The organism is Methylobacterium oryzae, from assembly GCF_021398735.1.
In the GTDB taxonomy this organism is placed as follows: domain Bacteria; phylum Pseudomonadota; class Alphaproteobacteria; order Rhizobiales; family Beijerinckiaceae; genus Methylobacterium.
In genome coordinates this window covers 521,891-545,785 of the sequence record NZ_CP090349.1, presented here as the reverse complement: position 1 = coordinate 545,785, position 23,895 = coordinate 521,891, and the positions used below count along the sequence as shown (strand labels likewise).

The 23,895-nt window shown below is 73.0% G+C and carries 21 protein-coding genes; 10 read left to right on the top strand and 11 right to left on the bottom strand.

The features are described 5' to 3' along the window. Positions 1-58: 58 nt before the first annotated feature. Positions 59-1,264 carry an acyl-CoA dehydrogenase family protein gene (locus tag LXM90_RS02565; RefSeq protein WP_020096310.1) on the bottom strand — a complete coding sequence of 402 codons (1,206 nt, stop codon included), beginning with the start codon at positions 1,262-1,264 and terminating at the stop codon, positions 59-61. Between the two features lie 165 nt (positions 1,265-1,429). Here LXM90_RS02565 and LXM90_RS02560 point away from each other — a divergent pair, with 165 nt between their 5' ends. The 4 genes from LXM90_RS02560 (at position 1,430) to rclC (ending at position 4,308) form a co-directional block, all read left to right on the top strand. Then, a complete protein-coding gene (locus LXM90_RS02560; protein WP_051123804.1) occupies positions 1,430-2,143 on the top strand; it encodes a TetR/AcrR family transcriptional regulator in 714 nt (237 codons plus the stop codon). 86 nt (positions 2,144-2,229) lie between these two features. Then, entirely contained in the window at positions 2,230-3,213 is a 984-nt protein-coding gene (locus LXM90_RS02555) for a cupin domain-containing protein (RefSeq protein ID WP_020096312.1), read from the top strand. An 87-nt stretch (positions 3,214-3,300) separates the two neighbouring features. Continuing rightward, a complete protein-coding gene (locus tag LXM90_RS02550; RefSeq protein WP_020096313.1) occupies positions 3,301-3,648 on the top strand; it encodes a carboxymuconolactone decarboxylase family protein in 348 nt (115 codons plus the stop codon). Between the two features lie 36 nt (positions 3,649-3,684). After that, positions 3,685-4,308, top strand: a complete 624-nt coding sequence (gene rclC / locus LXM90_RS02545; RefSeq protein ID WP_020096314.1) for a reactive chlorine resistance membrane protein RclC — start codon at positions 3,685-3,687, stop codon at positions 4,306-4,308. Between the two features lie 7 nt (positions 4,309-4,315). Here the strand turns inward: rclC and gph are convergent, their stop codons facing one another. Together gph and LXM90_RS02535 are read right to left on the bottom strand one after the other, a co-directional pair. Next, positions 4,316-5,014: a phosphoglycolate phosphatase gene (gene gph / locus LXM90_RS02540; protein ID WP_020096315.1), complete on the bottom strand. Its 699-nt coding sequence runs from the start codon at positions 5,012-5,014 to the stop codon at positions 4,316-4,318. A 120-nt stretch (positions 5,015-5,134) separates the two neighbouring features. Then, a complete protein-coding gene (locus LXM90_RS02535; protein WP_020096316.1) occupies positions 5,135-5,479 on the bottom strand; it encodes an MliC family protein in 345 nt (114 codons plus the stop codon). Between the two features lie 446 nt (positions 5,480-5,925). On the opposite strand from LXM90_RS02535, the gene LXM90_RS02530 reads away from it, so the two are divergent. Beyond that, the gene (locus LXM90_RS02530) at positions 5,926-7,845 is read left to right on the top strand and encodes a putative bifunctional diguanylate cyclase/phosphodiesterase (RefSeq protein ID WP_020096317.1); all 1,920 of its coding nucleotides are present in this window, start codon (positions 5,926-5,928) and stop codon (positions 7,843-7,845) included. A 28-nt stretch (positions 7,846-7,873) separates the two neighbouring features. On the opposite strand, the gene LXM90_RS02525 is transcribed toward LXM90_RS02530, so the two are convergent. The 4 genes from LXM90_RS02525 to LXM90_RS02510 form a co-directional block, all read right to left on the bottom strand. Beyond that, positions 7,874-9,445 carry an ABC transporter substrate-binding protein gene (locus LXM90_RS02525; RefSeq protein WP_020096318.1) on the bottom strand — a complete coding sequence of 524 codons (1,572 nt, stop codon included), beginning with the start codon at positions 9,443-9,445 and terminating at the stop codon, positions 7,874-7,876. 60 nt (positions 9,446-9,505) lie between these two features. Further along, the gene (locus tag LXM90_RS02520; protein WP_234081644.1) at positions 9,506-10,126 is read right to left on the bottom strand and encodes a glutathione S-transferase N-terminal domain-containing protein; all 621 of its coding nucleotides are present in this window, start codon (positions 10,124-10,126) and stop codon (positions 9,506-9,508) included. Positions 10,127-10,193: 67 nt separating this feature from the next. Further along, positions 10,194-11,216 carry a Holliday junction branch migration DNA helicase RuvB gene (gene ruvB, locus LXM90_RS02515; protein ID WP_205833905.1) on the bottom strand — a complete coding sequence of 341 codons (1,023 nt, stop codon included), beginning with the start codon at positions 11,214-11,216 and terminating at the stop codon, positions 10,194-10,196. Then, positions 11,217-11,471 (bottom strand): DUF6894 family protein, encoded by a 255-nt coding sequence (locus tag LXM90_RS02510; RefSeq protein WP_020096048.1) that lies wholly within the window; start codon positions 11,469-11,471, stop codon positions 11,217-11,219. A gap of 226 nt (positions 11,472-11,697) precedes the next feature. Here LXM90_RS02510 and LXM90_RS02505 point away from each other — a divergent pair, with 226 nt between their 5' ends. From LXM90_RS02505 to LXM90_RS02485, 5 genes are all read left to right on the top strand, one after another. Continuing rightward, positions 11,698-12,798, top strand: a complete 1,101-nt coding sequence (locus LXM90_RS02505) for an SMP-30/gluconolactonase/LRE family protein (RefSeq protein ID WP_020096049.1) — start codon at positions 11,698-11,700, stop codon at positions 12,796-12,798. Positions 12,799-12,962: 164 nt separating this feature from the next. Further along, a complete protein-coding gene (locus LXM90_RS02500; protein ID WP_026605381.1) occupies positions 12,963-13,319 on the top strand; it encodes a hypothetical protein in 357 nt (118 codons plus the stop codon). A gap of 235 nt (positions 13,320-13,554) precedes the next feature. Beyond that, positions 13,555-16,137 (top strand): PAS domain-containing protein, encoded by a 2,583-nt coding sequence (locus tag LXM90_RS02495; protein ID WP_234081641.1) that lies wholly within the window; start codon positions 13,555-13,557, stop codon positions 16,135-16,137. A 227-nt stretch (positions 16,138-16,364) separates the two neighbouring features. Next, entirely contained in the window at positions 16,365-16,925 is a 561-nt protein-coding gene (locus LXM90_RS02490; protein WP_020096052.1) for a PAS domain-containing protein, read from the top strand. Continuing rightward, entirely contained in the window at positions 16,906-20,382 is a 3,477-nt protein-coding gene (locus LXM90_RS02485) for a CheR family methyltransferase (RefSeq protein WP_020096053.1), read from the top strand. Before LXM90_RS02490 ends, LXM90_RS02485 begins: the two co-directional genes overlap by 20 nt. Before the next feature lie 203 nt (positions 20,383-20,585). Here LXM90_RS02485 and LXM90_RS02480 read toward each other — a convergent pair whose 3' ends face one another. From LXM90_RS02480 to LXM90_RS02465, 4 genes are all read right to left on the bottom strand, one after another. Then, on the bottom strand, positions 20,586-21,002 hold the full coding sequence (locus LXM90_RS02480; protein ID WP_020096054.1) for a DUF1236 domain-containing protein: 417 nt from the start codon (positions 21,000-21,002) through the stop codon (positions 20,586-20,588). Between the two features lie 44 nt (positions 21,003-21,046). Further along, positions 21,047-21,277: a hypothetical protein gene (locus LXM90_RS02475; protein ID WP_020096055.1), complete on the bottom strand. Its 231-nt coding sequence runs from the start codon at positions 21,275-21,277 to the stop codon at positions 21,047-21,049. A 166-nt stretch (positions 21,278-21,443) separates the two neighbouring features. Continuing rightward, a complete protein-coding gene (locus LXM90_RS02470) occupies positions 21,444-22,856 on the bottom strand; it encodes an amidase (protein ID WP_020096056.1) in 1,413 nt (470 codons plus the stop codon). Further along, a complete protein-coding gene (locus tag LXM90_RS02465) occupies positions 22,837-23,769 on the bottom strand; it encodes a DUF1028 domain-containing protein (protein WP_020096057.1) in 933 nt (310 codons plus the stop codon). The genes LXM90_RS02470 and LXM90_RS02465 overlap by 20 nt, the downstream gene beginning before the upstream one ends. Between the last annotated feature and the right edge of the window lie 126 nt (positions 23,770-23,895).

Sequence of the window (23,895 nt, the reverse complement as noted above, 5' to 3'; positions counted from 1 at the left end):
ACGGTGTCGGCCCCGCTCAGGCCCCGACGCTCAGGCCCCGACGCTCAGGCCCCGACGCTCAGGCCCCGACGTCCCACGACCAGAAGGCGTCGCCCTCGGCCTCGAGATTGCGGTTCAGGACCATCTTGTGGACCTCGTCGGCCCCGTCCACGAGGCGCGCCTGCCGGGCGTAGCGGTAGATCCACTCGAGGGGCGTGTCGGTGGAGTAGCCCCGCGCGCCGTTGATCTGGATCGCCGTGTCGGCGGCCGCGTGCAGGAGGTTGGCCACGTGGACCTTGGCCATCGACACCTCCTTGCGGGCGAAGCTGCCCCGGTCGAGGGCCCAGGCAGCCTTCATCACCAGGAGGCGGCCGATCTCGATCCGCATCGCGAGGTCGCCCAGCATCAGCTGAATGCTCTCCCGGTCGGCCAGCCGGATCCCGAAGCCGTGCCGCTCGGCCGCGTAGGCCCGGGCGATCTCGACGCAGCGCTTCGACAGGCCGAGCCAGCGCATGCAGTGGGTCAGCCGCGCCGGCCCGAGGCGGATCTGGGTGAGCTTCAGGCCGTCGCCCTCGTTCATCAGGACGTTCTCGGCCGGGATCTCCAGGCCCTCGAACAGCAGCTCGCAATGGCCGCCGTGCTCCTCCGGCCCCATGATCGGGATGCGGCGCAGGATCCGCCAGCCGGGCTGGTCCCTGTGGAACAGGAAGGCGGTCAGCCCTTTCCGCGCGTCGTCGGAGGTGCGCGCCATCAGGATGAAGTGCTCGGCCTCCTCGGCGCCGGTGATGTACCACTTGCGGCCGGTGACCACGTAGCCGTCGCCCCGCCGCTCGGCCCGGGTCTGGATCATGCCGGGATCGGAGCCGCCGCCGGGATGCGGCTCGGTCATGGCGAAGGCCGAGCGGACCCGCCCCTCCACGATCGGCGCGAGCCAGCGCGCCTTCTGGTCCGGGGTCGCGACCTTCTCCAGCACCATCATGTTGCCGTCGTCGGGCGCGGCCGAGTTGAACACGACCGGGCCGAAGATCGAGCGGTTCATGGCCTCGTAGCAGACCGCCATGCCGACCTTGTCGAGCCCGGCGCCGCCGGTCTCGGGCCGCAATTGCAGGCACCACAGGCCCTCTGCGCGGGCGAGGCCGCGCAGCCGCGTCAGCTCGGCGAGGCTGATGTTGCCGTGGCCGTCATAGGCGGCCGGATCGGCCTCGAGCGGCAAGATGTGCGCGTCCACGAAGGCCGCGATCCGGGCGCGGTAATCCTCGACGCGCGGGGAGATGGTGAAATCCACGGGCCCACCTCCTGGGTCGGTGCCGACGACGAAAATCGAGCGAGCGCTCGCTTTTTATCGCCTGGATTCGCGCCTGGCAACGGGCTAGACCTCGGGAGCCGCTCCCGGTCGTGGCCACCGCGGGCTGGCGCGACGACGAAACGACGACGGCGCGACGATGGATCGATGAGCCCCGCAGACGCTCTTCCGGCGAACTTTCCGGCACACCTTCCGGTGAAGGACGCCTACGCCACCGAGGCGATCTGCGCGCGGATCCTGGCGCGGCACCGGGACCGGATCAGCGTCCGGAAGGACCATGTCGCCGTCGCCAACCTCGCGCGGATCATCGAGGCGGTGCTGAAGCTGTCGAGCCGGCAGGGCTTCCACGAGACGAGCCTGCGCGACCTCGCCCGGGCCTCGGGGCTCAGCATGGGCGGGCTCTACTCGTACTTCGACAACAAGAACACGCTGCTGGTCATGATCCTCACCGAGGTGGCCGAGACGGCCGAGGCGGTCCTGCGGCAGGCCCCGGCGGGGCTCGCGGCGGATCCGGCCGCGCATCTGCGCTGGCTGATCGAGACCCATATCCGCCTGACCGAGGCGATGCAGCCCTGGTTCGTCTTCGCCTTCATGGAGGCGAAGGGCTTCCCGGCCCCCGCCCGGACGATGGCGACGGAGAGCGAGGCCGCCACGGAGCGCATCTTCGCCGAAGTCCTCGCCCGCGGCGCGGCGGCGGGCGTCTTCGCGGTCGCCGACGTCGACCTCACCGCCGCGCTGATCAAGCCGCTCCTGCAGGACTGGTACGTGAAGCGGGCCAAGCACCGGAAGCGCGGGATCCCGATCCAGCGCTACATCGCCGGCGTGACCGCCTTCGTCGAGAAGGCCATCGCGGCGGGCTGAACCGGCGCGGCGGACGAACACCCCCTGGTCGGGGCCGCCGCGCGCCCTTATGCCGGGCCCGGAGGGCATTCCGGAGCGCGGGGAGCATGGCCGGACCGATCGGGCGCCGCGCGGACGCACACGGAACCGCCGGAATCGACGATCCGCTGAGCGGCCTCGCGCCGCTGCTGCGCGTGCGGCCGCACCTGGACGACGTCTGCCGGTTCGGCGGCGCCTGGGCCGCCCCGCACGCGCCGGAGCCGACGCGGCAGGCCTATTTCCACCTCGTGACGCGCGGCCGCGCCACGCTGCGGCGGCCTGGGGGCGCGCCGCTGCAGGTCGCGGCCGGGGACATCCTGCTCCTGCCGCGCGGCGACGCGCACCTGTTCCACGGCGCGGGGCCGCCGCCGTCGACGCCCCTGCCCGTCGCGGTCCGCCACGCGCACGATCTGCGGTTCAAGACCACCGTCGGGGCCGAGCCGGACGTCGAGCTGATCTGCGGCCGCCTGGCCTTCGAGGCGGCGCCCCAGACCCTGATCGTGACCGCCCTGCCCGACCTCCTCGTCCTGAGCGTCGGCACCGAGCCCCTGGCCACCCGCTTCGCGCCGCTCCTGGCGGGCATCCGCGAGGAGCTGAACGACCTCCGCGCCGGGTCGGTCGCGGTCGCCGAGAACCTCGCGAGCGCGCTGTTCATGATGATGCTCCGCGCGCATCTCGAGGCGTCGGCCCCGGCCGAGGGCCTGCTGCGCCTCCTGGGGCAGCCGCTCACCGCCCGGGCGGTGCTCGCGATGGTGCGCGACCCGGTGCATCCCTGGACGCTGGACGAACTGGCCGCGACGGCCGCCGCGTCGCGGGCGAGCCTCGTGCGCGCCTTCCGTGGGGCGGCGGGCGTCGCCCCGCTGGAATTCCTCACCGACCTGCGGCTCGGGCTCGCCCATCACCGCCTGCGCACCGAGACGGTCCCGCTGGACCGTCTCGCCGCGGAGGTCGGCTACCAGTCCGCGCCCGCCCTCAGCCGGGCGTTCCTGCGCAAGTACGGGATCCGCCCCGGACAGGCGCGGCAGGCCGAGGCGCCCCCGCAGGCGGTTTGATCCGCCCGGTCATCGGCCTGCGCCGCGCGGTCATCGAGGGCGCGGCCGGCCCCGACTACCTTCCTCGTCATCACGAAGGAGGTCGTCATGCACATGATCGATTGGAACAGCTACCGCCAGCAGGTCACCGCCGGCGTCGGACACTTCGCCAAGCTCAGCCCCGACACGGTGCGGGGCTACGGCACCCTCAGCACGGCGGGCCAGAAGACCGGCCAGCTCGACGCCAAGACCCGTGAGCTGATCGCGGTGGCGGTGGCGATCTCCCTGCGCTGCGACGGCTGTATCACGGTCCACACCGACGCCGCCCGCAAGCTCGGCGCCACCGAGGCCGAGCTGGCCGAGGCCCTCGGGGTCGCCACCAGCCTCAATGCCGGTGCCGCGGTCGTCTACGCGACCCGCGCGCTCGACGCCTTCGCGGCCTCCGCCGAGGCGTAGCCCCTCCCCCCATCCGATTGAGCAAGGAATCGTGCCATGAACACGCAGGTTCGCCGCGTCCTCGGCCTCGTCTCCGGGCCGGGCTCGAACCGCCTCGGCCTCCAGGCCATGCGGGTCGCCATCGCGGTCATCTTCCTCTGGATCGGCGCGCTCAAGTTCGTGCCCTACGAGGCCGACAGCATCACGCCCTTCGTCGCCAACAGCCCGGTGATGGCGTTCTTCTACGCCCACCCCGACCAGTACGCGCAGCACCTCACCCACGAGGGCGAGCTCAACCTCGCCGCCCGCGCGTGGCAGACGGCCAACCACACCTACGCGTTCTCCCGCGGACTCGGCACGGTCGAGCTGCTGATCGGCCTGCTCGTCCTCGTCGGGCTGGCGTCGCGGCGGCTGGGTCTGGCCGGCGCGGTGCTGGCCTTCCTCACCCCGGTGGTGACCCTGTCGTTCCTCGTGACCACCCCCGAGGCCTGGGTCGCCGCGCTCGGCGACGCCGAGCACGGCTTCCCCTACCTCTCGGGTGCCGGGCGCCTCGTCCTCAAGGACGTCACCCTCATGGCCGGCGCGTGGCTCGTCCTCGCCGACAGCGCCCGCGCCGTCCTCGAGCGGCAGGCCCGGGCGCCGGGCGCCCCCGCCCGCCTCGACCTCGCGGCAAGCCGCTAGGAGTCCCCTAGGAGGCCGGGGTGCCGCCCGCGGGCAGCGCCCCGATCATCGCCCGCAGGCCGCCGATGTCGTCGAGGACGGCGTCGGCGGTCCGCGCGTCGTCCGGGCGCCCGTAGCCGTAGCGGGCCAGGATGGCGGCGGTGCCGGCGGCGCGGGCGGCCGCGATATCGTGGTGCATGTCGCCGACCATGACGGCCCGCCCGGGCTCGACCCGCAGGCGACGCAGGGCCTCCCGCAGCGGCGCGGGATCGGGCTTGCGCTCGGGCAGCGTGTCGCCGCCCACGACCGTGTCGATCAGCGGCGCCAGCCCCACCGCGTCGAGGATCAGGCCGGTGGCGCGGGCCGGCTTGTTGGTGACGATCGCCAGCGCGTAGCCCGCCGCCCGGAGGTCGCGGACCGCCGCGGCGGCGTTGGGGAACAGGGCGGTACCGGCGGCCGCGAGCGGCTCGTACACGGCCAGGAAGGCCGGCAGCAGGTCCGGCGCCCGCTCCGGATCGCCGCCCGAGGCCCGCAGGGCGCGCCGCAGCAGCGCCACCGCGCCGTCGCCCACCATGGCCCGCATCGCGGCGGTCCCGACCGGCGGCAGGCCCTCCCGCGCCAGGGTGGCGTTCAGGGCCGTCCGGAGATCGGCCAGGCTGTCGACGAGGGTGCCGTCGAGGTCGAGGAGGACGGCGTCGAAGCGCGACGGGGGCGCGGGCGCGGGCAAGGAACGTCTCCGCGTCGCGGGCGACGCGCGGCGGGACGCCGACGCCTCAATCTCCGGGACGGGCGGTTCCTAGCGGGTCCGGCGCTGCCGGGCCAGGGTCCGGCACGCGCCCCGAGCAGCCTAGCGCGGCTTGGCGTCGGCCGGCGTCCGGTCGGTGCAGGTGACCGGCGTGCCGGCGCCGTCGGTCCACGTGACCGACCGCCCCTTGCCCCGCAGCTCGTGCGTGGCGTCGGCGTAGCGGAACCCCGACCCGCTCAGCTGCACCGGCAGGGTGACGGCGGCGCCGTTGTCCGGCCGGACAACCGCCCGCTCCGGCCCCGCGGCGTTCAGGAAGGTGACGGCCAGCGTCCGACCGTTCGGACAGGCGAAGGTCACGTCGATCGTCTCGGCCTGCGCGGGCGCGGCGGCCACGAGCAGCCCGCCGACGAGGATCGCCAGCCGGGCGACGTGGACACGGATTCTCATCGGCCTCTCCTGAGCCCCGCGGCCGCGGCCGCGACGACGATCATCGCCGGGATGTCCTGTCCGGGCAATCGGCGCCGACGGCACGCGAGGCGGTCGGCCGACCCCCATCCACCAGTCCCTGGAAGAGTAGATGGAGCAGCGAGGCAATTGTACGATCCTCGATACAAGTCGAACCGGGGCACTTCCCGCTCAACTTGGGACGGAATCGGTAAATCGTCGGCTCGGCCGCCCGGTGGATTGTCTCCCGAGCGCCGCGATGCGCCGGTCCGGCGCGGGGAATAGAGCCGTGGACGACCGCCGCGACAGCTCGCGGCTTAAATATCTCTTTAATGTTAGGAGTATAATAATACGGCAATCTCTCAGACGCAGCTTCGATGAACCGTCCGAAATATCCTTTCTCGATATTGATCGGGAGGTCGACCGCATCCGCCCCGGGTCTGACGGCCATGCGTCAGCTCGCGGAACTGCAGAAGCATATCCCGTCCCTCTACGGACTGCTCTCGGTCAATGCCGGCGCCCTCGCGGTGACGCATTACGGTCTGGCGCCCGCCTACCTGACCCTCGGCATCCCGGGGACCGTGATCGCGCTGTGCCTCCTGCGCGCGATCCACTGGTGGCGCTTGAGGCCCGAGGCCCTGGACGAGGCGCAGGCCGCCCGCCACCTGCGGCGGACGACGGTGCTCACGGTCTTCTTCTCCGTCGCCTTCGTGATCTGGGCGATGGTCCTGAACACGTTCGGCGGCCCCTACGAGCAGGGCCACGTCGCGATCTTCGTGGCCGTCACGGTGATCGCCTGCATCTTCTGCCTGACCTACCTGCCGCTGGCGGCCTTCCTGGTCACCGGCATCGTCATGGGCGTGTTCCTGTTCTGCTGCGTGACGAGCGGGAACCACGTGTTCCTCGCCATCGCGGCCAATACGGCCTTCGTCACGGCCGTGATGGTCCGCATCCTCAACACCAACTACCGGGCCTTCGTCGCCCTCGTCGCGTCCCAGGCCGTGGCGAGCCGGCTCTCGGAGGAGAACGCGCGCCTCGCCCAGACCGACAGCCTGACCGGCCTCCCCAACCGGCGCTACTTCTTCCAGAAGCTCGACGAGGCGCTCCGGTCGTCCTCCGGGGCGGACATGGCCTTCGCCCTGGCGATCTTCGACCTCGACCGGTTCAAGCCGATCAACGACACCTACGGGCACAATGTCGGCGACCGCGTCCTGGCGGAGGCCGGCCGGCGCCTCGCGGCCTTCGCGGGGGCGGACGTGGTGGTGACGCGGCTGGGGGGCGACGAGTTCGGCGTGATCCTGCGCGCGCCGGCTTCGGCCGCAGCGGCGCTCGCCTTCTGCGACGGCGTCTGCACGGCGCTGCAGCGGCCGATCCGGATCGGCGACATCCAGGTCGTCACCGGCTGCTCGGGCGGGCTCGCCCTGCCCTGCCGGGTCTCGCACGACGCCGACGCCCTGTTCGACCGCGCCGATTACGCGCTCTACCACTCCAAGGAGCAGCGGCGCGGCGCGACGACCCTGTTCTCGCAGGAGCACAAGGACGCGATCCGCGCCGAGCAGGCGGTGGAGACGGCCTTGCGGACGGCGGACCTCGCCGCCGAGATGGTGCTGCACTACCAGCCGGTCCTCGACCTCGCCACGGGGCGGACCGCCTTCGTGGAGGGTCTGGCGCGCTGGACGAGCCCGACGCTGGGCCGCGTCGCGCCGGACCGGTTCATCGCGGCCGCCGAGCGCGGCGGCATGATCCACACGGTGACGCTGCTGCTCCTGCGCAAGGCGCTCGCCGACTGCGCGCAGCTCCCGCCCGGGACCGGCCTGTCCTTCAACCTGTCCGCCCACGACCTCGCCTCGCCCGAGACCGTCCTGTCGATCCTGGCGGCGGTGCGGGGCAGCGGCATCGACCCGCGCCGCCTGACGCTCGAGCTGACCGAGACCGCCCTGATGCGCGACTTCGACCACGCCAAGGCGGCCATCACCACCCTGCGCAGCCTGGGCATCAAGATCGCGCTCGACGATTTCGGGACCGGCTATTCCAGCCTGGGCTACGTCCACCGCCTGCCGCTGGACAAGATCAAGATCGACCGCGGCTTCATGGCCGACATCGACACCGACCGGGGCTGCAGCCTCGTCTCCACGATCCTGGACCTGTGCCGCAACCTCGGCCTCGACGGGATCGTCGAGGGGATCGAGACGGAGGCGCAGCTCGACGTGGCGCGGCGGCACGGCAGCCGCTACGCCCAGGGCTACCACATCGGCCGCCCGATGCCCCTCGGCGACCTGCTGGAGCGGCTGGAGCGCGAGGGCGCGGCGGAAGCGAAGGTAGCGGCAGAGGCAGAGGCAGAGGCCGGCACGGTGCGCCGGAGGGCCTGAGGCGGCACCGGCGCGAGGCGGAGCCGCCTCAGGCGCGCCGGAGGTTCCAGAGGATCGGGAAGCCCGGGAGGCGGCCCGTGAGGTCGCGCCGGTAGGACGTCATCGAACGGTAGGAGCCGACCGGCACGAACACGACCTCCTCGAGGGCGATCCGCTGCATGTCGGCGCAGATCGCCCGGCGCGCCTCCGCGTCGGGGGCCGCGAACCACGCGGTCCGGAGCGCCTCCAGCCGCGGCACCGACGGCCAGCCGAACCACGCGTTCGGCCCGCTGGCCCGGAGCGGCTGCAGGGCGGCGGGGTCGGCGTTGTCGAAGGACGAGAAGGTGGTGAGCAGCACCGACCAGCCGCCCTTCTCGACGGGCTCGCGGGAGACGCGCCGCTGGATCACCGTGCCCCAGTCGCTCAGGGCCAGGTCGACGTTGAAGCCGATCCGGGGGAGCAGGTCGGCCGCGACCTGGGTCAGCGCCGCGGGCGCCAGCAGGTCCGTGGGGCCGATGAGCCGGATCTTCGCGCCGTCGTAGCCCGAGTCCCTGAGCGCCGCGCGGGCCGCCTCCAGGCTGCGCGGCCCGGTGAGCGCCTCCAGGCCGACCTGGCTCGCCATCGGTGTGCCGGGCGTGAAGATCCCGCAGCGGTCGTCGTAGGCCCCGGGATCGTCGCCGACGATCGCCGCCATGAAGTCGCTCTGGACGATCGCCGGCAGCACCGCCCGGCGCACCGCGACGTCGTCGAAGGGCGGCTGCAGGTGGTTCATCCGCAGGATCGCCGGGTTGGTGAGCCGGTCGAGGCCCTCCACCACGATGTCGCGGTTGCGGGCGAGCAGCTGCTGGAGCTCGGGCGGCGGCTGCTCGTACCAGTCGATCTCGCCGTTCTGCAGGGCCGCCGCCGCGGTGGCGCCGTCGGCGATGATCCGCCACTCGATCCGGTCGAAATGGGCGACCTTGCCGCCGGCCGTCAGGCTCGGTGTGCCGGGCGCCGGCACGTAGCCGGGGTGGCGCTCGTAGACCATCAGGCTGCCCGAGTTGAACTCGTCGGCCTTCCAGCGGAACGGCCCGGAGCCGGTGGCGTCGGTGATCTGCTTGTACGGGTCGGTCTGGGCGACCCGCTCGGGCATGACGAAGGCCGGCTGGCTGACGCTCGCCAGCGCCTGCGGCAGGAGCGGGAACGGTGCCTTCAGCCGGAACACGATGTCGGTGTCGCCGTCGTGGGCGAGCTCGTCGGTGGCGGCCATCAGGGTCTGGCCGAAGCCGTTGCGGGCCGCCCAGCGCCGGATGCTGGCGACGCAGTCCCGCGCCAGGACCGGCGTGCCGTCGTGGAAGCGCAGGCCCGCGCGCAGGGGGATCGTCACCCGGCGCCCGTCCTGCTCGACCTTGAGGCCGGCCGCCATCTGCGGCTGCGGCCGCAGGTCGGCGTCGAGGCCGAACAGCGTGTCGTAGACCACGTAGGCGTGGTTGCGGGTCACGATCGCCGTCGTCCAGATCGGATCGATGGAGGTGACGTTCGCCTGGGGGACCATGCGCAGGACCCGGGCGCCCTGCGCCCGCCCGACGGAGGGGGCCGCCAGGGCCGCGGCCCCAGCGGCCAGGAAGGTGCGTCGCCTCATCGTCACTCCCCGAACGGTGGATCCCGGCGTCGCAAGCGCCGGACCAGGGGGCGCCCCGCCTCAGCTCAGCGGGACGGTGAAGCCCCGCTGCACGGCGGGGCGCTCCATCATCCGGTCGTACCAGCGCCGGACCTGCGGGTAGTCGGCGAGGTCGACCTGGTGGCGCTCGTGGCGCCACGCCCAGCCGAGGATCGCGAAATCCGCCACCGAGAGCGGCCCCGCGACGTACGCGACCTGCGCGAGGCGCCGGTCCAGCACGCCGTAGAGCCGGTGCGTCTCCTTGCTGTAGCGGGCGAGCCCGTAGGCGCGGTCGGCCTCCGCGACGGACAGGAAGTGGTGGACCTGGCCGGGCATCGGCCCGAAGCCGCCCATCTGCCACATCAGCCATTCCAGGGCGGCGACGCGCTGCCGCCGGTCCTCGGGCAGGAAGCGGCCGGTCTTCTCGGCGAGGTAGAGCAGGATCGCGCCGGACTCGAACACCGGGATCGGGGACCCGTCCGGCCCGTCCGGATCGACGATGGCGGGGATGCGGTTGTTCGGGCTGATCGCCAGGAAGTCCGGCGCGTACTGCGCCCCTTGCGTGATGTCGACCGGGATGACCCGGTAGGGCAGCGCCATCTCCTCCAGCGCCACGCTGATCTTCCGGCCGTTGGGGGTGTTCCAGGCGTAGAGATCGATCATCGCGGGCGCCTCCGCTGTGCCGAGGGAAGCTAGGGCCCGTGACGGGATCCGGCAATTCGGCCGGCGCTCAGGCGGCGACCGGGGCCGGCTCCGGCTCCGGCAGGCCGAGATGCCGGTAGGCGTGTCGGGTGAGGACGCGTCCGCGGGGTGTGCGCTGCACGAAGCCGCGCTGGATCAGGTAGGGCTCGATGATGTCCTCGATCGCGTCCCGCGGCTCCGACAGCGCCGCCCCGATCGTCTCGATCCCCACGGGCCCGCCCCCGAACGCGCGCGCGATCAGGCTCAGGTACTTGCGGTCCATCACGTCGAGACCCGCCCCGTCCACGTCCAAGAGCTGCAGCGCCCGGTCGGCGATCGCCCGCGTCACCGTCTCGGCCTCCGCCACCACCGCGAAGTCCCGCACCCGCCGCAAGAGCCGCCCCGCGATCCGCGGCGTGCCCCGCGCCCGACGGGCGATCTCGTTGGCGCCCTCCGCCGACATGCCCAGGCCCAGCACCCGCGCGCCGCGCGCCACGATCTGCTCCAGCTCGTCGATCTCGTAGAACTCCAGCCGGATCGGGATGCCGAACCGGTCGCGCAGCGGCGTCGTCAGCAGCCCCGCCCGCGTCGTGGCGCCGACCAGCGTGAACTTCGGCAGCTCGATCTTGACCGAGCGCGCCGCCGGGCCCTCGCCGATGATCAGGTCGAGCTGGTAATCCTCCATGGCCGGGTAGAGGATCTCCTCGACCGCCGGGTTGAGCCGGTGGATCTCGTCGATGAACAGGACGTCGCGCTCCTCCAGGTTGGTGAGCTGGGCGGCCAGATCCCCGGCCTTGGCGATGACCGGCCCGGAGGTCGAGCGGAAGTTCACGCCGAGTTCGCGCGCCACGATCTGAGCGAGCGTGGTCTTGCCCAGGCCCGGCGGCCCGACGAACAGCACGTGGTCGAGCGCCTGCCCGGTCTTCCTCGCCGCCTCGATGAACACCTGCATGTTCGCCCGCGCCGCGCGCTGACCGATGAACTCGGACAGGCTCAGGGGGCGGATCGTCTGATCCGGCTCCGCGGCCGCCGCACCGGACCCCTGCGCGACCGTCCTGATCGGCGTCGCCATTCAGGCCGCCCTGGCGCGACCCGACGCCTTCTCGAAGGGCTGCACGAAGGGCTGCACCAGAACCCGCCGGCCCGAGAGGTCGTGCACGCTCACCCGCCACTCGGCCCAGTCGGTGCGGTTGGCCAGCGAGCGCCGCACGTCGGAGGCGACCTTGCGGGCGCGGTCGACGAGGCGCGCCGTCGCGCGGACCTCGGTGCCGCGGGCGTCGAACACGCATTCGAGGCCGTTGGTGCAGTGGAACCGGTACTTGGCCATCCCTCGCTCCTCCTCGGCCGCCCCGCGCGGCGCTCACCCTGTGTTCACTATATGTTCTGTTCTCGGCCGTATCCAGCCCCGGCGAAGCGTCGCAGGCGTCCCCGGAACGGACCCGCGCCAGACCCGCGCCGGACTCACGACTGCGGCCGATGGGACCGGACCGGAACACCGCGCGCCCCGCGGGCTTACCGGGCGAGACGCCTCACCGCCGGACCGGGAACCCACCATGCGCGCCACGCTCCTCGCCCTCCTGCTGGCCGCCGGCCTCGGCGCGCCCGGCCGCGCCGCCGAGGCGCCGGCCGGGTCCGACGCCCTGAAGCCGATGGTGGAGTCGAACGACCTCGTCTTCAACGGCATCACCCGGTCCGCGGACGGCCGGCTGTTCTCGCCGTTCCAGCGGCAGAGCCAGGACAAGGGGATCGAGCTCGGCGAGTGGCGGGACGGCAAGGCGGTCCCGTACCCCGACGCGGCCTGGAACGCCTGGAAGACGGGTGACGACCCGGCCAAGGCCTTCGTGGCGGTCAACGCCATCCGGATCGGGCCGGACGGGGATCTCTGGGTGGTCGACAAGGGCGCGCCCGGCATGGGCGCTGCGCCGCTGCCGGGCGGCCCGAAGCTCGTGCAGATCGACCTCGCCACGAACGCCGTGCGCAGGGTCTACCCGCTGCAGGCGGCGACCACCGAGAAGAGCTTCATCGACGATTTCCGGTTCAACGGCGGCCACATCTACCTGACGGATGCCGGCCAGCCCGGTCTGATCGTCCTCGACCGCGAGACCGGCGGCCTCCGGCGGGTGCTCGACGGACACTGGTCGACGATCGCGCAGCGCCCGCTGACCGGCCAGGGCCGCGTGCTCCGGGACGACAAGGACAAGCTGCTCTTCATCCACGCCGACCAGCTGGAAGTCTCGCCGGACGGCAAGACCTTCTACTACCAAGCGTGCACCGGGCCGCTCTACAGCATCGAGACCCGGTACCTCGACGACGCGGCCGTGAGCGACGACGAGCGCGCCCGGCACGTGAAGCTCCACGCCGCCACGGTGGCGACGGGCGGCACCGCCATCGACGCGGGCGGCACCATCTACGCGAGCGACACGGACGGCCTGCGGATCCTCAAGATCGCGCCGGACGGGACGATGAGCACGCTGGTGCAGGACCCGCGGCTCGTCTGGGTCGACGCGATGTGGATCGACGAGCAGGGCGGCCTGTGGATCCCGGCGGCGCAGATGAACCGCACACCGGCGATGAGCGGCGGCGCGGCCTCGACGGTCAAGTTCCCGACGACGATCTACCGGATGCAGATCGACGCCGAGCCGCTGCGCAACTGAGGATGGATCGGCCCGGTCCCAGGGGCGGCCTCGCGTCGGGCGGGCGGCGGCTGACGCCGAACCCGGAACCCGGGTTACAAGTTGGATCGAGGCGGGTGCCGGGCCCGGGACCCTGTACCGGGATCCGGCACCGAGGCCCGGCACGAGGAGAGGATGGACCGACCATGCGCAGGATGCAGTCGTCGCGGTGGGCCGGCGCCTTCCTGGCTGCCGGCCTGGTCGTCGCGTTCGCCCCGCCGGCGCGGGCCGACGCCGCCCTGGTCCTGCGGGAGACCCGGCTGCACACGCCGCCGGACTCGCACGAGCCGCAGCGGGCGATGGTCAACCTGCGCAACACCGGCCCGGACCTCGCGACGAACGTGACCGTGCTGTGCACCTTCACGGGGGCCGGCGGGACGGTGCTCGACACGCAGCAGGCCTCGGTGCCGGAGGTCGTGAGCCTCGCCGACGTGCAGGCCGAGACGATCTACTACGGCTGGCCCCGCGCGAGCAGCGCCACCTGCCGCCTCGCCGAGCCGTAGCCGGCGGCCCCCGTCGCCCGCCGGGCCGGCCGACGCAGCCTTAGCGGTTTCCGCGCGTTATGGTCCGGTCCCGTGGCGTCCCAGGTCCGTTTCCGGCAGAAGGCGCCCACGCCCCGCCCCTCTGTCGCAGCGCCAGCCCCGTGCCCGTATCCCCCGCCCTCCCGATTTTGGCGATCCGCCCCGACCGCCCCGCGCGGCTGGCGGGGGAGTCCATCGCGACGCACGGGCGCTGAGCGTGGACGAGACGGGGACCGAGGCGCTCCTGCGGCGCGCCCGCGCGCTGGAGGCGGAGGCCGCCGGACTCCGGGCGCGGGCGGCCGCCACCGGCGCTGAGGCGGACGCCCCGACGCTCCCGCAGCCCCCCGCCGACCTGTCCGGGGCCGGCCTCGCCCTCCGGGAGGCCGAGGCGCGCCTGCTGCGGGCGCAGGAGGCGGGCGGGATCGGCCTGTTCACCGTGGGGGTCGCGGACGGGCTCCTGCACCCGACCCCGCAATTCTGCCGGCTCTACGGCCTGCCGGAGCGCGACACCTACCCGGCCGAGCTGGTCGAGGCGCTGATCCTGCCGGAGGACCGGGCCCTCGTCTCGACGGCGGCGAGCCGGCGCCGCGGCGACCCCCCGCGGGACGTCGCCTACCGGATCCGGCGGCCGGATACCGGCGAGATCCGCTGGATCGCCCGGCAGGGGGAGATCGAGCGCGACGCCGCGGGGCGGCCGGTGCGGTTCTCCGGGGTGGCGCGCGACATCACCGAGCAGCGCGAGGCCCGCGACGCCCTGCGCGCCGGCGAGGAGCGCTACCGGACGCTGTTCGAGGCCATCGACGACGGCTTCTGCATCATCGAGTTCTTCGACGGCCCGCACGGCCCGCTGAGCGACTACGTCCACGTCGAGGCCAATCCCGGCTACGAGCGCCACACCGGCATCGCCGGCATCGTCGGGCGGACGCTGCGCGACCTCGTGTCGGCCGAGGACGCGGAGGCCTGGCTCGAGCTCTACGGCGGCGTGCTCCGCACCGGTGTCCCGATCCGGTTCGAGCGCTTCTTCGCCCAGGCCGACCGCTTCATCGACGTCTCGGCCGCCCGGATCGGGCCGGCGAGCCGGCGCCAGGTCTCGGTGCTGTTCCGGGACATCACCGCGCGCCGGCAGGCGGAGGACGCCCTGCGCGCCAGCGAGGCGCTCGCCCGGACCAACATCGAGCGCGTGCAGCTCGCCCTCGCGGCCGGCGCCATCATCGGCACGTGGCACTGGGACCTGCCGAGCGACCGGTTCACGGTCGACGAGGGCTTCGCCCGCAGCTTCGGCCTCGACCCGGCGCTGGGCCGGGACGGCATCCCGCTCGCCCGGATCGTCGCGACCGTGCATCCGGACGACCAGCCCGGGCTGGCCGCGGCCATCAACGCGGCCGTCGCCCGGGGCGGCGCCTACGCGCACCAGTACCGGGTCCGCCGGGCGGACGGGCGCTACTACTGGCTGGAGGCCAACGGCCGCGTCGACCACGCGCCCGACGGCACGCCCCTGAGCTTCCCCGGGGTCCTGATCGACGTGGACGAGCGCCGCGCCGTCGAGGCCGAGCGGGACCGCGTCGCCGCGGCGCTGCGCAGCCTCAACGAGACCCTGGAGCAGCGGGTCGCCGAGCGGACGGCCGAGCTGATGCGCGCCGAGGAGGCCCTCCGCCAGTCGCAGAAGATGGAGGCGGTCGGCCAGCTCACCGGCGGGCTCGCCCACGACTTCAACAACATGCTGGCCGGCATCGTCGGCTCGCTGGAATTGATGCAGACCCGGATGCTGCAGGGCCGGGTCGGCGACCTCGACCGCTACATCGGCGCGGCGCAGGGCGCGGCCAAGCGCGCCGCCGCCCTGACCCACCGCCTGCTGGCCTTCTCCCGCCGCCAGACCCTCGACCCGAAGCCGACGGACGCGAACCGCCTGGTCGAGGGCATGATGGAGCTCGTGCGCCGCACGGTCGGCCCCGCGGTGGCGATCGAGTCGGTCGGGGCCGGCGGCCTGTGGCCGACGCTGGTCGATCCGAGCCAGCTCGAGAACGCGCTGCTCAACCTGTGCATCAACGCCCGGGACGCGATGCCGGCGGGCGGGCGCATCGTCATCGAGACCGCCAACCGCTGGCTCGACCACCGGGCCGCCCAGGAGCGCGAGCTGGAGCCGGGGCAGTACGTGACGCTCTGCGTCTCGGACAACGGCACCGGCATGACCCCCGACGTGGTCGCCAAGGCCTTCGACCCGTTCTTCACCACCAAGCCGATCGGCGAGGGCACCGGCCTCGGCCTGTCGATGATCTACGGCTTCGCCAAGCAGTCCGGCGGGCAGGTCCGGATCTACTCGGAGGTCGGCCAGGGCACGATGGTCTGCCTCTACCTGCCCCGCCATCTCGGCGAGGCGGAGGCCGAGGTGATCCTGCCCGACCTCGCCCACGCGCCCCGCGCCGAGCAGGGCGAGACGGTCCTGGTTGTGGACGACGAGCCGACCGTGCGGATGCTGGTCACCGAGGTGCTGGAGGATCTCGGCTACGCGGCGATCGAGGCGGCGGACGGCGCCTCGGGGCTGAAGGTCCTCCAGTCGGACGTGCGCGTCGACATGCTCATCACCGATGTCGGCCTGCCCGGCGGCATGAACGGCCGCCAGATGGCCGATGCCGGCCGCCAGCACCGGCCCGACCTGAAGGTCCTGTTCATCACCGGCTACGCCGAGAACGCCGCCCTCAACCACGGCCATCTCGGCCCCGGCATGCAGGTGATGACGAAGCCCTTCGCCCTGGAGGCGCTCGCGACCCGCATCCGCGGCATCATCGGCGGCGAGGGCTGAGATCCGGACGGCCCCGGGCGGGCGGTGCCCCCGGGGCACACGGCGTCGCAGGGACGTGCGGAACGGGTTCGCCGGCCCGGGCGTCATTGCCATACCGCGGCGGCGCGCCCATGAGGGCGTCCTCGCGGGCACCATCGCGGGCGTCCTCGGCACGGGGCCCGGCGGGCGGGCGGGCCCGGGAGCGGACCGGCAGGGCCGCGCCGAACGGAGGCGACAGGGAAGCTACCGTGGACACGCAGACCATCCCGGCCGAACTCACGACCTTCTTCGAGAAATCCCACATCGCCCTGGCGCTGGCCGCGGCGGGCGACGACAACGTCCTGCTCCTGGTGAACGAGCGGTTCCACCAGCTCACCGGCTACACGGGCGCGGAGGTCGTCGGGCGCAATTGCCGCCTCCTCCAGCGCGACGCCGACAACCGGGAGGCGCGGGCCAAGATCCACGCCTTCCTGGAGAACGACCGTCAGGACACGGTGCGCACGCCGATCGTGAATTTCCGCAAGGACGGGAAGCCCTTCGTCAACCTGCTGTACATGTCCAAACTGAAGGCGCTCTCGGGCGAGGTGCGCTACCTTTTCGCATCCCAATTCGACGTCAGCCGCTCGCAACCCGAGTTGCTTTCCGCCTACGATGCAGAACTGGGCCGGACCCTGTCCCGGCTGACCCCGACGCTTGCGGAGAGTGGGCTCGTCATCGAGGGCTCGCTGATGACGATCGCCAACACGGTCGCCACGGTCGCGCAGGCCAAGCTCACGCTCGCGGATCTCGATGCACCAGGATTTCCTTAACGCCCCCGGAGGCGAGGCCTCGGAGGTCCTGGACGGCGCCGGCACGGTGACGGCGCCGCCCTTCGCCGGGCCGGTCGTGGGCATCGGCGCCTCGGCGGGCGGGCTCGAGGCCCTGCGGGAGATGCTGGCGCGCGCCCGGCCGCCGACCGGCATGGCCTTCGTCATCGTCCAGCACCTCGACCCCAACCACGAGAGCATGCTGGCGCAGCTCCTCGACCGGCAGACGGAGCTGGAGGTGCTCCAGTGCGAGGGCGGGGAGCGGATCGCGGGCGACAAGGTCTACATCATCCCGCCCGGCCGGGGCCTCGTCATCCAGAACTGCGTCCTCGAACTCACCCACTTCGTCCAGCCGCGGGGCCTGCGCCGGCCGATCGACGACTTCTTCCTGTCGCTCGCGGTCGACCAGCAGGCCAACGCCGCCTGCGTGATCCTGTCGGGCACGGGGGCCGACGGCACGACCGGCCTGCGGGCGATCAAGGAGCACGGCGGCGTCTGCGTGGTGCAGCAGCCCGACACCGCCCGCTACGACGGCATGCCGCTCTCGGCGGTCGGGACCAGCCTCGTCGACTTCGTGCGGCCGCCGGGCGAGATCGTCGACTGCCTCACCACCTTCTTCCGCCGCCGCGGCACCGACGCCGTCGACGCCGAGTCCCGCCTCGTCGCCGACCACATCGACGACCTCTGCCGGGTCATCCGCGCGGCGGTGGGCCACGACTTCGCCGGCTACAAGCGGACCACCCTGGTCCGGCGGGTCGAGCGGCGCATGCACGTCCTCGGGCTCGAGTCCGGCCGGGCCTATCTCGGCCGCGTCCGGGCCGACAAGACCGAGTGCGAGGCGCTGTTCCGCGACCTCCTGATCAACGTCACCCGCTTCTTCCGCGACGCCGAGATGTTCGAGCTCCTCCGGGAGCGCGTGGTGGAGCCCCTGCTGCGCACCCGCGATCCCGAGGAGGACATCCGGGTCTGGATCCCGGGCTGCTCCAGCGGCGAGGAGGCCTACAGCATCGCCATGCTGTTCGCCGACGCCGCCCGCCGCCTCGGCCTGCCGCCGGCGGTCCAGATCTTCGCCACCGACATCGACGAGCGCATGCTCCAGATCGCCCGGGAGGCGACCTACCCGGCCGCCGCGCTCGCCGACATCCCGGCCCATCTGCGGGAGCGCTACGTCGTCCTCCACGCCGAGCGCTTCACCGTCGCGGCCGAGATCCGCGACCTGATCCGCTTCTCCAGCCACAGCCTGGTCAAGGACCCGCCCTTCTCGCGGGTCGACCTCCTGTCCTGCCGCAACCTGCTGATCTACTTCGACGAGCGCCTCCAGCAATCGGTGGTGCCGCTGTTCCACTACGCGGTCCGGCCGGGGGGCTACCTGTTCCTCGGCCCCTCGGAGAGCGTCAGCCGCTTCGAGCACCTGTTCCCGGTCATCGACCAGCACGCCCGCCTGTTCGAGCGGCCGCCGGGCGCGCCGCAATACCCGATCGACCTGCCGGGGAGCGCCCGCCGGGGCGAGGCCCGGCGCGGCGGGCGCGAGGAGCGGCGCGGCGAGCCCTCGATCGCCGACGAGACCGTGGCGGTGCGCCGCGTCATGGAGCGCTACGCCCCGCCCAGCATGGTGCTCAACGAGGACGGCGGCATCATCGCCGCCTACGGGCGCCTGAGCCGCTACTTCGACTTCCCGGTGACCCGGACCGGCGGCACCAGCGCCATCACCCTGGCGCGCCCGGGCCTGCGCGACGTCATCGGCCCGCTGCTCCGCCAGACCCGCGACGCGCGCAAGCGCGTGGTCGTCCGCGACGTGGAGATCCGCTCGGAATACGGCGTCCAGCCGGTGGAGCTGATCTGCGATCCCCTGCCCGACGGCTCGATGCTCCTGGTCCTGCGCGACACCGGCGCCTTCCGGGCGGCGGACAACCTCGACCTGATCGAGATGGATGCCGGCGGCGACCACGTCGAGGCGCTGGAAGAGGAGCTGCTGCGCACCCGCTACAAGCTGCGCTCGGCGGTCGAGGAGCTGGAGACGACGAACGAGGAGCTGAAGAGCTCCAACGAAGAAATGATGTCGATGAACGAGGAGCTCCAGTCGACGAACGAGGAGCTGTCCACGGTCAACGACGAGCTGAAGACCAAGGTCGAGCAGCTCACCATCGCCAATGCCGACCTGCGCAATTTCTTCGAATCCACCGACCTCGCCGTCGTGGTGCTCGACCGCGAGCTGAAGGTGCGCAGCTTCACCACGTCGGCCACCACGATCTTCCCGCTGCAGCCGGGCGATCGCGGCCGCCCCCTCGCCGACGTGTCGAGCCGGCTCGCCGGGCACGAGTACCTGCACGACGCCCAGGAGGTCTGCGCCGGCGGCTCGGTGATCCAGCGGCGCGTCGCCACCCGGGACGGGGAGCGCACGCTCTCGCTGCGGGTGCTGCCCTACCGCCTGCAGAACGGCAGCGTCGACGGCGCCACCCTGGTGCTCACCGACATCACCGAGGCGCTGTCGCTGGAGCGCCAGCTCGCCGCGGAGCGCGAGCGGCTGGAACTGGCCGTGAAGGCCGGGGGCATCGGCGTCTGGGAATACAGCCCGGATGCCGGGACCGTCGTGGTCGACAGCATCGCCGGCACGATGTTCGGCCTCGCTCCCGACACCCCGCACCCCACCGCGTCCCTGGCGGCCAGCGTGCTGCCCGAGGACCGTCCCGGCTTCGAGGCGGCGCTGTCCGAGGCGGCGCACGGGCTAAACGAGTTCGAGGCGCGCATCCGCGTGCGCGCCGCCGACCACGCGCCGCGGCACATCCGCAGTTACGGGCGCCTGACCCGGAGCGGCGACCGGAAGCGGATCGTCGGCGTCTGCATCGACGTGTCGCCCGAATACGCGCTCGCCGAGACCCGCGACCTGATGCTGCGGGAGATGAACCACCGGGTGAAGAACCTGTTCGCGATCATCGGCGGCATGATCTCGGCGGGCGCCCGCACGCACCGGGAGATCGGCGTCTTCGCCACCGACATGCGCGACCGCATCTCGGCCCTCGGGCGGGCGCATTCCCTGGCCGACCCGTCCGACGGCCAGGGCATGAGCGATCTCGCGGGCCTGATCGGCGCGACCCTGCGCCCGTACCGCGACCACGTCCCCACGGTGATCGAGGGCCCCCTCGTGGCGATCAACTGGCGGCACGTGTCGTCGCTGGCGATGATCCTGCACGAGTGGGCGACGAACTCGGTGAAGTACGGCGCGCTCGGGGCCGACGACGGCGCGCTGTCGGTCACCTGGGACCGGCAGGAGGCGGGACTCGTCCTGGACTGGTGCGAGCGGATGGCCCGTGTCCCGGAGCCGAGGCCCGGACGAGGTTTCGGGACGATGCTGGTGGAGATGTCCCTGCGCCAGCTCGAAGCGACCGTGACGCGCAGCCACGACGCCGCCGAGTACCGGATCACGCTGCATCTGCCCGAGGCGGCACTCCTGCGGGGCTGACGCGCGCTCAGGGATATCCGTGCGTCGGCCGTCCTTGCGAGCGCAGCGAAGCAATCAAGTCGGCGCCACGCTTGCCGATGCTGCGCGACCCTGGATTGCTTCGCTGCGCTCGCAAAGACGGCGAGGTCTCCCGATCCTTCACCGCGGGTTCGGGAGGAGTCACGATGCCGGAGGGCGCCGGACGAACCGGCGCCCCGCCCCCCTCAGTCGATGACTTCGACGATGCGGTGGCCGCGATCGACCAGGACGGGCTGGTCGTTCACGATGGTGTAGCGGTAGCCCGGACGCACCCGGTACTCGGTGGGCACGTCGTAGTAGGTGACGCTGTCCTCCGGCAGCACGGTGCCGACCCGGACCGGGCCGCCCCAGCTGTAGGAGCGCGCGCCGCGCTCGCGGACGTAGCTGCGGAACCGCGGGCGGTCGTCGACGCCCAGGATGCCGCCGACCGTGCCGGTCGCCGCGCCGACCGCGCCGCCGACGATGCCGCCGACCGGACCGGCCGCGTCGGCGCCGACCGCCGCACCCTCGGCCGCGCCCCGCAGGGTGCCCTGCGCCTGGGCGGCCGCCGGGAGGGCGAGGAGGCCGGCCGTCGCCAGCGACAGAAGAAGCTTGTTGGTCATGCTGAGATCTCCAGGGTCGTCAGGGCGCGGCTGTCCGCCGAGGATCAGTTGCAGCCTTCCTTGTGGACGGTCTTGGAGTTGCCCATGCCGTCCTCCTTGTGGACGGTCTTCGAACCGCAATCGACGCTGCCGGTGGTGACCTCGCGCTTCTCGACGACGGTGTCGCGGTGGTCGACGACGGCGGGCCCGTCGCGGCGGATGACGGTGGTCTCCTCGGCGCTCGCCGCGCCGCACAGGGCCGCGAACAGGGCGCCCGAGAGAATGATGGTCCGCATGGTTGGCCTCCTGACTTCAATCGAAGCCAGCAACGGCAGCGGCGGAGAAAGGGTTCCACGCGCATTGATCGGTAGATCACGCGGATATTCGCGATGCGGCACGGTATTGGTTGTGTACAATCGACCGCCCCGGTCCCGCTTAGCTGTTCGGGACGGGAGCGACGCCTCAGCCGGCCAGGGGCGGCACCCGGGAGCACCACGCGTGCGCCCGCTCGTACTGGTGGGCGACGCGCAGGATCTCGGCCTCGGCGAAGGGCCGGGCGGCGATCTGGAGGCTGATCGGCAGGCCGCGCCGGTCGAAGCCGCAGGGCAGCGCGATGGCGGGCAGGCCCGCGAGGTTGAACGGGTAGGTCAGGCGCCAGGAGGCCGCCAGCACGCTCTCCGCGCGCCCGCCGAGCGTCACCGCCGACTCGTCCGTCCGCCACGCGGTCAGCGGCGAGGCCGGGCCGACGATCACGTCGGCCTCGGCCAGGACGGCGGCCATCTCGTCCATGATCAGGGCCCGCACCTGCTCGGCCCGCAGGTAGTCCGGCCCGGTCACGAGCCGGCCCATCTCCACGAGGTCGCGGACGTCGGCGGCGAAGCCCGCCACGTGGCCCCGGGCGAGGCTGCGGTCGTGGTAGGCGGTCGAGGAGGCGAGCTCGATGGCGTAGATGGCGCCGAGGCCGTGGCGCAGGGACGGCACCGCGACGTCGCGCACCGCGCAGCCCCGGTCTTCGAGGAAGCGGAGCGCCGCCTCGACGGCGGCGGCGACGTCGTCGTCGATTGCGTCGAAGAAGTGGTTGCGGATCACCGCGACCCGCAGGCCCCGGATCGGCCGGTCGAGCCCGGCCGTGTAGTCGGGGACCGGCGCCGCGCTGGCCGCGGGATCGCCGGCATCCGGGCCGGCGAGCGCCTGCAGCATCAGGGCGGCATCGGCCACCGTCAGGGTCAGCGGCCCGGCATGGTCGAGGGACCAGGAATGCGGCACGATCCCCGACCGGCCGACCCGGCCGTAGGTCGGCTTGAGCCCGACGATCCCGCACAGGGCGGCCGGGATCCGGATCGAGCCGCCCGTGTCCGAGCCGAGCGCGGCCGGGCAGAGGCGGCCCGCGACCGCCGCGCCCGAGCCGCCGCTGGAGCCGCCGGGCACCCGGTCGGGGTCCCAGGGGTTGCGGGTCGGCGGCGTGACCATGCCCCAGGCGAATTCGTGCATCCGCGTCTTGCCGAGGATCACCGCGCCGGCCGCCCGCAGCCGCGCCACGGCGTGGCTGTCGGCCGCCGGGAAGGTCAGGGCCTCCACAGCCGTGCCGGCCCGGGTCGGCATGTCGGCGGTGGTGTAGTTGTCCTTGACGGCGATCGGGATGCCGTGGAGCGGGCCGCGCGGCCCCGTCCGGGCGATCTCGGCATCGGCCGCGCGCGCGGCGTCGAGGGCCGCGGGCGAGAGGTGGACGACGCTGTTCAGGGCGCCGTCGAGGCGCGCGATCCGGTCGAGGCTGGCGCCGACGAGCTCGGCGCTCGACAGCTCCCGCGCCGCGATCCGCCGCGCGAGCTCGGTGATCGGGGCTTGCCAGAGGGCGTCAGTCGCGGCGGTCGTCATGGGGCACCCGGCGGTAGGGGAGCGTCGGATCGAACACGACCGGCGGGTGGATGTCCGCGAGGTCGAGGTCGCGCAGCCGCGCGATCTCGGCGAGCACCGGCGCGAACTGCGCCAGCAGGTGGGCGACCCGCTGGGGCTCCTGGCGCAGGCCGACGACGTCGCGCAGCAGGTCGGGGGCTGCATCCCCGGCGGCGCCCGGCCGCTCGGCGGGAGGCCTGAGCAGCATCGCCACGACGTCGTCCGGCAGGGCGCCGGCCGGGCCGTCCTTCCGGGGCATGCCGGCCACGAACGGCACGAGCTGACGGCGGGCGACCAGGAGAACCCGGCGCAGCTCGGCGACGGGCTCGGCGTGCTCGTCGACCCGCAGGTCGAGGTGCGGGTAATCCTCGCCGGCGACGATCTTGAGCGCCGCCGACTGCTTGCCGCGCCGGTCGCCGCCGGCCGCGTCGCCGGCCTCCAGGCTGCGCATCAGCCGCTCGTCGAGATCCTGGGCGGCGCTCCCCTCGAAGGCCGCCGCCATGGCGTCGACCACGCCCGGCCCGGCGAGCATGTTGCCCTGGACCGCGTAGCCGGGCCCGGTGCGGTGGCCGGCCGCCGGCGTGCATCCGGCGCCGGTCCAGGCGGCGGCCCGCCCCTGCCCGTCGACGAGGCCGAGCTGGCGCAGGTCCGGACGGTCGTCGGTGGCGAGGGCCGCCGCCAGCGCGGCGTCGGGATCCTGCCCGCCGGCCAGCCCGTCGAGGATGCGGGCGGCGAGGTAGGGGTTCACCCAGGACTGGGTGGTGACGGCCCCGATCCCGGCCCTGAGGAACGGGCACAGGCCGCCCACCGCCGGGACGGCGCTCGCCACCGCGACGCCGAGCTGGCCGGTCCGCGGGCAGCGGGCGGCGATCGAGAAGGTGTTGAGTTCTCTCATGCGCTTACGGCTTCCTCCTCCCTGCTCCCGATCCACCGCCGTCTTTGCGAGCGCAGCGAAGCAATCCAGCAGCGCCCCGTCCGGGAGCGTGGCGCGACCCTGGGTCGCTTCGCTGCGCTCGCGATG